Genomic DNA, 10,640 nt, shown 5'->3' on the forward strand with positions numbered 1-10,640 from the left:
GCTATTTTGCGTGCGAAAACGAGCAGGGCTAGTGAATCTAACCATAGAGAAGTAGACTACTAAACTTTGCCAGCCTTTTAGCCGAAATATAAGAATATACATAAAGACGATAGTATGGCTTGAGAGGAGTCTATCACGGAATGAAAAGAAAAATTTCAATATGGACGGCACTTATTCTAGCGGGAGAGTTAGTACTTGGTTCGGGTTATCCTGCTATTGGAATAGGGAATTCAGCAGTGTACGCTGCATCAGAGTTTGGTATAACAGTCTCGCCAGCGCCTGGAGCAAGTTATGTAACTATCGGATCATCTCTTAGACTGAGCTTTGATCGTCAAGTAAACCCGCAGTCAGGTGAAATTACCATCACGGGTCAGGGTGATAGCTCACCTTTTTTAACGATTCCTATTGGTAGTTATGGTCTAATTGGTAGTTCAAAAGATTACGAGCTTAAGCTAAATCAACAGTTTACTTCAAACAAGACTTATACAGTGACAATCCCTAAGGGGTTGTTCAAGGATAATGATGGTAATGAGTCAGGTGTTACTTCATGGGCATTTACCACTGCGCCTGAGAGTAATACAGCGATTACGGCAGGTAACTTTTCACCTGCTAATAATACAAGAGTGGATGCAGGAGCCCTTAAGGAGCTAAGTCTAACCTTAAATAAAAACCTGATAAAAGGTGGAGGTTCCATTCGAATTTTGTCGTCTGCAGATAATGCAACCGTACAAGAGTTCAAAATTAAGGATGATGATACTAGAGTCAACGTTCAGACTGATGCTAACTCTACTACAGTTAAACTAACATTGGATAAAACATTGGCCTCCGGAAGTAACTATTATGTTCTTATAGATTCTTATGCTTTTAAGGATGTTGATAATCGAACGTATTCCGGAATTTCAAGCGGTGATGTGTGGAGCTTCTCTACTAAAGGCGTGGCAGAGATTCCAGTGACTCCTGCACCGGCAAACGGATCAGGTGGGGTATCTACCACTGGTGCCCTACAGCTTACATTTGATCGTCCTATGATGCCTGCAGCTGGAACCATAACAGTATCTCCAGGTGCTGCTAACGATGCTAGAACGAGATGGCTCAATGTAAACTCCCCGGCCGTTACAGGAGGAAGCAGCAGAACTATAACATTGCTTCCAGCATCAGCAGCATCACCCTTGCTAAACAGTACGCAGTATACGGTGACGATACCGCAGGGAGCTTTTTACGATCAAGACGGAAATGTATTTCCAGCTTCGGGTGCGTATACCTGGACATTTACAACGGCTTCTTTGACAGGACTTAACGTAAGCGCGCTAAATCCAGCTGACCGGAGTGAATCCATAGCTAACAACAGATCATTTTCTGTCACATTCAATCGTAATGTGAATTATAACAGTGCTGTGGAAAATGGTGTAGCGCTTTATAAAAGTGGTGGCGCACAGGTTCCGGTTACTGTTAACCGGATTACAACTGCAGCAAACGAATATGTAATTACGCCTAAAACAGCTTTAGATAGCGACTCAACCTATTATATTGATATTGCTAAAGGAGCTTTTGTAGACGCTATTGATGCTAATGTTATCTATGATGGACTAAGCGGCAAAAATTCATGGAGCTTCCGGACCTTGTCTCAGGACAAAACAGCTCCACAGCTCACATCTGCATCACTCGAGAACAATCGGACCATTCGTTTAAAATACAATGAGAGTCTCAACTCTTCCATTGCACTGTTGATCTCCAGCTTTGGTGCTACGGTGAATGATGAGAACCGTACAATTGAAAGTGTCTATATCCAGGGAGACAGCGCCTATGTGGTACTCAGTACAGGGGTAGCGGTTGGACAGAACGTGAAGGTTAGCTATACAGGTGGCCTGCGGACCATTCAAGATCCAAGCGGAAATGCAGCCAGCACCTTTAGCTCAAAGCAGGTTACTAACACGATCGAGTCCTCCATGCCTACACCAAAAGATGGACGGATCACAGGTAGAACTGTAGCGTTGAATTTCAATGACTCCTTAAAGGCAGTTTCCTCTTACGCACATAGTCAGTTTCTAGTGACTTCAGATGGGGGATCCCTAGGGGTCAACTCCATAAGCTCCAGCGGGAACACTGTATATTTAGGGTTAAACAGCGATGCTTCTAATGGCCAGACCGTTCGTGTCTCCTATTATGCAGGCTCTTATCCTTTGCAGAATTCTTTTGGACAAAATATTGCGGATTTCACAGATTTCTACATTCGCAACAGCAACGATACAATTCCACCCGTGTTCCAAAGTGCAACCGGAGGTGGCAATAAAATCCTTCTGAATTACAATGAAGGCTTATCAACGACAAACCTCCCGATGAACAGCCAGTTCTCTGTGCTTGTTGGCAGCACTCCTAACTATGTTACGAATGTATCCGTCAGTGGCTCACAGGTCACGCTAACGCTCCAAAGTGCTTTGACGGTGAATCAGAATGTTACTGTATCCTATGTTCCGGGGACTACCGGAATAAGCGATTTAAATGGAAACCGTGCAGCTTATATTAACCTGCAGCCTGTGTCCATCTCGGAAAATAGCGGCACTAGCATACCTGAGATTAGTTCTGCCACCATCAATGGCGACGAGCTTACGGTTACATTCAGTAAAAACATGCAGGTATCTGGTTCCCTCTACGCTAATCAGTTCGGAGTTAGAGCAGATGGAAGCAGTATGGGTGTACAAAACTACACTTTGTCAGGGGATATTTTGAAAATAACAACATCCTCAGTAGTAAAGACCGGGCAAACTATCGATTTGTCCTATATGTCAGGTTCAGGTACGATCAAGGATCTGAACGGTAATGTACTGTCCTCATTCTCTTCTCTCTCTGTTAAGAACCTAACCGGCGTGAGCACCGGAACGGGAAATCGTCCATCCTATCTAGGGACGCTTGCAACAAGTGAGTTTGGAAAAGAATACGCGCTGCTGAAGAGTGACTCTTCACAAATCGTGGATGACCGTTCGTTATACAATCAATCTGTAAAAAGATATACCTTAAACACAGATCGCCTGACGGCCAGTTATGAATATCTGTATAAGGCAAGTAGTGATACATTAGCTTTTGAGGTGCCTGCTACAGAACAATCGGCCTATGTGACTGTTCCTTTAAAGCCTTTGCTTGATGCTGTAAATCGCAGTAAAACCACAAAATTTATGATACGTTATGGCGATCACTTATATAGCGTAGGACTAGACGATATCGATATGAACGGATTAGCGACTAGCTTGATTGCAGACAGTAAAAATATCTCGCTGGTGTTTCGCTTAGAAAAGGTTCCGGCAGGTACGTTCTCCCCATTTGAGCAAAAGCTAAAAACTATGGGGATGCAGAGCGTTACTAGTCTTATGGATGTCCGGGTGACTGCGATAGTAAGCAGCAATTATTCTAATGCTAAGGCATTATCGGTACCTGGAGAATACACTGTGCGTACAACTTCTTCATTGAACAATGCGCAGACATCTGCTGCTAGACTGGATCTTTCCTATTACGATGCAGCCTATCTGCCAACAAAAGTAAGTACGGTAGGTAGCTATACGATTATTCGTGCTCGTACGGAGGGTAATCAGGTGTTAGGAACCTTTATATCAACCCGGGCCTTCTCAGATATGAGTAAGCATTGGAGTAATTCGATCGTAGCTGAGCTTAGTGCAAAGACTATCATCGATAGCAGTTACGGGACTACATTTAGTCCAGAAAAAAAGATTACCCGTGCAGAGTTTGCAGTAATGCTTAGCCGGGGGCTTGGTTTGCTAGGCGATCGCGAGACCGCACAGCGCTTCCGGGATGTGCAGCCTTCTACACAAACTGGAGACTATATTGGTGCAGCAGCTAAGGCTGGTATTATTACAGGGAACACGGATGGCTCCTTCCGGCCTAACGATAATATCACTCGTGAGCAGATGGCAATCATGATGATTCGGGCAATGGAATACACCAAACATCCTATTACTTTAAGCGGCGCTTCTGCCTCAACACTGGCTCGCTTTAAGGATAAGTCCAAAATTCAGAATCAAAGTGCAGAATTCGTAGCTAAAGCTGTGCAATCGGGGATTATTTTGGGAATGACCACAAGTGAGTTCCAGCCTCAGGGTAATGCCACTCGTGCACAAGCTGCTGTGATGTTGCATCGGATGCTGAAGCAAACAGATTATTTGTAGAATAAATTGATTGGTAAAGCCTGGCATTCTGCTGGGCTTTTTTTTATGTTAATAGTTTGTGTTACGAGACTCTATAAAGCTTGAAATCTCTCAATTTCGCAACTTTTTCGCTTATTTTCAGTCTATTAAAAGAGTACTAGAAAATAGGAACCAGTTTCCAGACTTTTGATAACGGACTTGAAGAGTAAAAAAGAGATGGGAGAGTTACGTCGAAATGAATGAAGTTTTCATGGAGAAGAAGAGTAGAGAAGTTGTTCGGGGAATAAAATTATCATCTACTAAAAAATGGGTTGCCGCTTCATTAGCAGGTGTGTTGTGGATTATGCCGGTAATTGGCAGTGAAGGCTTAGCTATGTTTGGTCATAGTTCCACACCAATTGCTGCCGCAGCCACATCTAATTTTAAAGTAAGCAAGCTGGGAGAAGAAGTAATTACTTCGGGCGCCATTATGATGAAATACAAATATACGGCTACACGTTCAGGAGCGAGCGCTTCTGGCTTGGCGGATGTTATTCGCGTTGACCTCAACAATCCATATGTTTCTTTAGATGTTATGACTGGTAAAGGTGGAAACCTGACAACACGTCAGAGTACTGGCGGGATGGCTAAGGAAACTGGAGCCGTGGCTGCAGTAAACGGAGATTATTTTAATACAGGCGGGGAAGGCGCTCCGATTGGTGGACAAGTATCCAGTGGAGTATTGGTTTCCACCCCTTCGCAATTGGATGGAATGTATGCCTTTGCAGTGACTAAAGATCGTAAGCCTCTTATTGATGAGTTCAGCTTTGAAGGAATGATAACCGCACCTGACGGCGCACAGTTTGAGATATCCGGTATCAATAAAGGTGCTTATAGTCCTGAAGGTGGGAGCTCGACTTATAGCCATGCTAATGCAATGTATATCTATACGGATGTATGGACCGCACTCGATCGTCCCAAAAACAGCTCAACCACACCGACAGAGGTGCTCGTTGAGAACGGCGTAGTTACTCAAATATCTGAAAATGCTGCGCTTCCTACAGCGGTTCCAAAGGGAGCTTATATTTTGCGGGCCCATGGCTTAGCCGCACGGTATGTTACTGCCCATCTGACTGTTGGACAACCGGTAACAAGTGTGTACTCCCTGAAATCCAAGACTACGCAGCAATCGCTAGATCCTGCTAATCTGCAAACAATGATTGGTGGACATACGATTCTTGTAAATAACGGAAAAGCAGCAACGTTTTCTCGCTCGACTAGCAGCATTGGCGGTTATCGTGCACGTACGGCTTTAGGATACTCTCAGGATGGACGTTATGTATATATCATAGCTACTGAAAAAAATGGCAACAGCTCAGGAATGTCATTGACCGAGCTGCAATCTTTTATGACCAATATTGGAGTCTGGAAAGGGCTTAACTTAGACGGAGGCGGCTCTACAACGATGGTAGACCGGCCTCTCGGTGAAACCTCAGCCACACTAACCTTTAATACAGAGTATGGCACAGAGCAGCGCAGCATCGTTAACGCGCTTGGTGTTTATACTAACGCACCACAAGGTGAAGTGAAAGGAATTAAAATTAGCGGAAGCACTTCACTATTAGTTGGACAAAAGGCTACTTATTCGTTAAAAGGTTATGACACTTACTATAACCCTATAGATGTAGCAGCAGGCAATCCTACTTGGACATCAAGTGGAGGAAGCGCAACTGTAAGTGCAGGAGAAGTAACGGCAGTGAAGCCAGGCACCGTTACCTTAACGGCTAAAAGCGGCGTAGCAAGCGCTTCTACAACCCTTACAGTCTTGGGTGGAGATGATCTATCCAGCATGAGTGTAGGCACTGCTACAGCGCCACTGACAGCTGGGACAACAGTATCTGTCCCTGTAAAGGCCTCTACGAAGAGTGGAGCAACCATAAGCGTTCCAGATTCAGCGCTGAAGTGGGAGTTTGTAGGCTTTAAGGGAGTCGTGCAAAATGGCAAGCTTACTGTAAACTCTGTGGATGCAGGGGTTACTACAGGTTACGCTATTGCTCGTTATGATGGATTTAGCACAGCGGTTGTATTATCGACAGCAGCAGCTACAACATGGGAAGATTTCGAGAAAGTAAGTTATCCAGTCAACTTTACTACCAATGTGCCAGCGGTACAGGGGACTGCAACAATAGTAGACGGATCGGCTGAAAGAGTAGGCTCCAAGGTGCTGTCACTCAGTTATGATATGACGGCTGGCAGCGGTAAAATGTACGCTTATGCTCAACTTAACGGCACAAGTGGAAAAGCCGTTCCAGCGCTTGCAACTTCGATGTCAGTTGATGTGATGGGCGATATGAGCTTAAACTGGCTGCGTGCTGAGTTTGTCGACAATAGTGGAGCTACAGCCTATGTAGATCTTGCGAAGATTATCGATTGGAACGGTTGGAAGAACATAAACATCGACTTGTCAGGATCAGGGATTAAATTCCCGGCTACGCTGAAGAGACTTTATGTAGTCAACGTAGAGGAAGGCCAAGATGAACGGGCGAAGACAGGTACCGTTGCTTTTGATAATATCACCTTCACAATGCCTTCACTTTCCAGTGATGCTGGGTTACCAAAGGGTACAGCTTCGATGAGCATCGGCTCCAAAGCAATGACCGTAAACGGAAATAAGAAGGCTATTGATGTAGCTCCAATTGTGAAAGACGGCAGTACTTATGTGCCGATCCGTTATGTGCTGGATGCTTTTGGAGGGAATGCTACCTGGGATCAGGTGAATAAGAAGATCATGGTGTTGCGCGGAGCTAAGGCACTGGATCTGACGGTAAATAAAAAGGAATACCTGTTAAATGGTAAGCGACAAAGTGCTGAAGTAGCACCTATTATTTTACAGGGTAGGACTTTAGTACCTCTGAGACTGGTTTCTGAACAGTTAGGATTAACTGTAAAATGGGAACAGAAAACGAAGACCGTAACTATCGAATCGTGATATGTTAATATATAAGGAAAACCTTAATACGATCCGATAGAAAAGGGGCAAGCATCCGTGGAATTTCAAGCCGATGCGATTGATCGCGTTATTAAAAATACCATCGACGTGATGGAGAGCAGCAAGTATCAGATTTTTGAAATATTGCAGGTTGCACGTGATGAACTTGCTGCACTCAACAAGGAACTGCAGCGGGTCATGGACGAAACGGATGAAACATTGAAAAAGGTAGACAAGCTGGAGCTACAGTATCACCGCTCCAGAATCCGGCTGACAGAGGTCAGCCGGGACTTTGTCCGCTACTCAGAGAAAGATATCCGTATTGCTTATGAGAAGGCTACGGAGCTTCAGCTCGAACTCATGATGACGCGTGAGCGAGAGGTCTATCTTCGAAGCAGACGTGATGAATTACAAATGCGAGTGCGCAGTGTCGAAAATTCTGTAGAGCGTGCAGAGTCAATTGGTTCGCAAATGAGCGTAGTGCTCGAATATTTGTCGGGAGAACTAGGCCAAGTGACGAGAATTGTCGAATCTGCGAAGAACAGACAGATGATCGGACTCAAAATTATCCTGGCTCAAGAAGAAGAACGGAAGAGAATTGCCCGGGAAATTCATGATGGTCCCGCTCAAATGCTGGCAAATCTAGTCCTTAGGACGGAAATTGTAGAAAGAATGCTGGTAAAGCAGGAATTTGGGCTGGTGCAGGACGAAGTAGTAGATTTAAAAGGGCAGGTACGTAACAGCCTGGAAGAAATGCGTAAGGTTATTTTTAATTTACGACCGATGGCTCTCGATGATTTGGGCTTAATTCCGACTTTGCGGAAATATGTGCATGATTTTGAAGAGAAGACGAAACTGCGGACGACTTTGGAAACCCGAGGACAGGAACACCGACTATCTTCAGCGATGGAGGCGGCGGTATATCGTCTGGTTCAGGAAGCATTGTCTAATGCAGCAAAACATGCCTACCCAAGCTTCGTATTGGTGGAGATTACATACCAAGCGCAGTTAATTAAGATTGTGATTAAAGATAACGGATTAGGCTTTAATGTACAAAAGTTAAAAAATCAGCAAGGTAACCGGGAAAGCTTCGGGTTAGTAGGTATGCGGGAACGTGTAGAACTACTTGAAGGAAGAATGGAAATTGTATCAGCCGAGAATCAGGGGACAACAATCGTGATCCATATTCCGACGAATGTGGAGAAGGGGAAGGAGTAGTGTGATGGAGAACTTAAACTCTAGTAAAACGCCCATTAAGGTTCTTTTGGCGGATGATCATCAGCTTTTTCGTGAAGGGCTGAAACGCATTTTGAATATGGAGGAGGATATCGAGGTCATAGGTGAGTGCGGCGACGGTATTCAGGTATTAGAGTTTTGTAACGGGACTAAACCGGACATCGTATTGATGGACATCAATATGCCTGTTGAGAATGGCGTAGAAGCCACTCAAAAACTTCGGGAAATGTTCCCGGAGGTTAAGGTAATTATTTTATCCATTCATGATGATGAGAGTTATGTATTTGAGACCCTACGTAAGGGCGCCAATGGTTATTTATTGAAGGATATGGAGGCCGAATCCCTTATTAATGCCATTCGTTCGGTCTGTGAAGGACATGCCTTTATCCATCCAAAGGTTACTGGAAAGCTTATCAATCAATTGCGGCGTATGACTTACCTTAACGAGACTGGCGTAACTACAGATACAGTGGTGAAGGAAGCTGGTGTTAAATTTATTGCTGGCGACAACAATCCTCTAACCCGTCGTGAAGCAGAAGTGCTGCGTCTAATGGCTGAAGGTAAGAGCAACAAAATGATTGGTGAATATTTATTCATTAGTGAAAAAACAGTTAAAAACCATGTTAGCAGTATTTTGCAAAAAATGGAAGTGGATGATCGGACTCAAGCCGTTATTAATTCGATTAAATATGGCTGGGTAACCTTGTAGAAGCTTCACAGTAATACGTTACATAAAGGAAAGAAATTAAGTAGACACAGCTTGCTTCCCTGATGGGTATTCTAGGCAGTCACCGACCTTTTAATGCCGGCATATAGTGTTGGTATACAGAGGAGGTGCATCTCCATGGTAGCCCAGTTGATATGGATTGCGGTTGTTTATGTATCCGCTGCAGTGATGATTCATATGTTGCATAACCGGCAGAAGGTGCGTAAAACACCGCAGTCCGGAAAATGGATTCATTATATTTTTATTACCCGCAATCATGAATCTGTTGTGGAATGGTACATTCGGGCACTGACATTTCAAGCTCTTCTAACCGGAAAACGATTGCGAGTAACGTTCATGGATGATGGTTCGAGCGATGGAACACTGGGGATAGTTTCCAAAATGGCCGCTAGCGGCTGCTCTATCGATCTTGCAACATCTTTGTACTCTCTTCAGATGAGTGAAGAATTACAGCATGAAGGAATTGTAGTAGACTTGCGGCTGTCAGGGCAGTCTGTATCGCTGCCTTTTATGGGGATGGCAGGAAGTAGGGGATGCGAATCAAAGCGCAACAGATCTTAAGTAAATATGTAAGTAACGGGTGAAGCACACTCTCCAAGAACTGGGGGAGTGTGCTTTTTGCATTTGGGGAGACGGAGTCGTGAATTTGGGATCAAATATGGAGTTGCTAAGTACAAGCGAAAGGTAGGAGGGATTATTATGCAAGTCGCTGTATATGCTGTGGAATGCAAGGGAAGCTGGAGGGTTGAAATTTCATTAGATCTTAGCGTGGATAGATGGTGGTGGTCTGTAGCTAGACCGGATAAGAAAACTGGGAGTTCCTTAGCGGCGAATAGTTTGGTTCTGCTTTCTTCTGCGTTGCCGCTAGGGTGGGCTGTGAAGCTCCGGGACAGCTTCAAACAAAGAAGCGTAATGAGCACCTGGGCGATTAAGGAGTGGGGGCAATATATTAATAGTATGCTCGAGGCTGAGTTGAGAGAGGAGAAAGAGGCAGGGGGACTGTGGGAGGCACAGTGGCTGAATGATGGAATATTCATATGGAAGCCTAATAAATCGAGTTTCGGAATAGAACAGGACAATAAGAAGAATGAAAGGTATGGCTGGAGTGAAAAAAAGAATTTTGATTCTGGATTTGATTCTGGATTGCTAGAATCGGATTCAGAACAATTATTGCGGGCTGTGGCCGGGCGCTCTTTATTGGAGCCGGAAGTAGAAGCGCTGTTGGCAGAAGAATTGCCAGAGCTAGGGGGTTGCTGGCGTCAGGCGGCACAACTGGCGCATCTGCAGGGGCGGCTGTTGCTTACAGCCGCCGTAGGCAATGCAGCCCCGGCTGCGCACGGGGCGCGGGCCCGCCAGCTCCCTGCGGGTGCTGGCGTTATGGTGCGTGCGGCGGCTAAGCTGCCGCACGTATTGTGGCGCGGCGCTGTCGCTCGCCGCAGGGTTTTGCGCTGCCTGCGTTGCGGCAGCGTGCCCACCGGCCGCACGGAATGCGCCGCGTGCGGGCTTATGGGCTGCGCCTATTGCGAGGCCTGCCTCGCGCTTGGGCGCAGCCGGG

General features: G+C 45.3%; 5 protein-coding genes and 1 pseudogene. All 6 read left to right on the plus strand.

Going from position 1 to position 10,640, the window contains the following annotated elements:
- Positions 1-140 precede the first annotated feature (140 nt).
- Positions 141-4,175, plus strand: a complete 4,035-nt coding sequence (locus tag MHH60_RS28220) for an Ig-like domain-containing protein (RefSeq protein ID WP_076137862.1) — start codon at positions 141-143, stop codon at positions 4,173-4,175.
- Positions 4,176-4,389: 214 nt separating this feature from the next.
- A complete protein-coding gene (locus MHH60_RS28225; RefSeq protein ID WP_081389129.1) occupies positions 4,390-7,122 on the plus strand; it encodes a stalk domain-containing protein in 2,733 nt (910 codons plus the stop codon).
- 57 nt (positions 7,123-7,179) lie between these two features.
- Positions 7,180-8,340: a sensor histidine kinase gene (locus MHH60_RS28230; RefSeq protein WP_036681511.1), complete on the plus strand. Its 1,161-nt coding sequence runs from the start codon at positions 7,180-7,182 to the stop codon at positions 8,338-8,340.
- A 4-nt stretch (positions 8,341-8,344) separates the two neighbouring features.
- Complete coding sequence (locus MHH60_RS28235; protein WP_036681509.1) at positions 8,345-9,067, plus strand: response regulator transcription factor; 723 nt, start codon at positions 8,345-8,347, stop codon at positions 9,065-9,067.
- A 135-nt stretch (positions 9,068-9,202) separates the two neighbouring features.
- Complete coding sequence (locus tag MHH60_RS28240; protein ID WP_051491194.1) at positions 9,203-9,646, plus strand: glycosyltransferase family A protein; 444 nt, start codon at positions 9,203-9,205, stop codon at positions 9,644-9,646.
- Between the two features lie 138 nt (positions 9,647-9,784).
- Positions 9,785-10,640 (plus strand): annotated as a pseudogene (locus tag MHH60_RS28245) (hypothetical protein); the annotation flags it as partial.

The sequence above is a fragment of the Paenibacillus sp. FSL H7-0716 genome, from assembly GCF_038002705.1.
GTDB classification, from domain to species: Bacteria; Bacillota; Bacilli; order Paenibacillales; family Paenibacillaceae; genus Paenibacillus_AQ; species Paenibacillus_AQ odorifer.

Excerpts from the sequence above, each read along its gene's own strand:
- MHH60_RS28220 (WP_076137862.1), top strand. The coding sequence starts at position 141 with ATGAAAAGAAAAATTTCAATATGGACGGCACTTATTCTAGCGGGAGAG.
- MHH60_RS28225 (WP_081389129.1), top strand. The coding sequence starts at position 4,390 with ATGAATGAAGTTTTCATGGAGAAGAAGAGTAGAGAAGTTGTTCGGGGA.
- MHH60_RS28235 (WP_036681509.1), top strand. The coding sequence starts at position 8,345 with ATGGAGAACTTAAACTCTAGTAAAACGCCCATTAAGGTTCTTTTGGCG.
- MHH60_RS28240 (WP_051491194.1), top strand. The coding sequence starts at position 9,203 with ATGGTAGCCCAGTTGATATGGATTGCGGTTGTTTATGTATCCGCTGCA.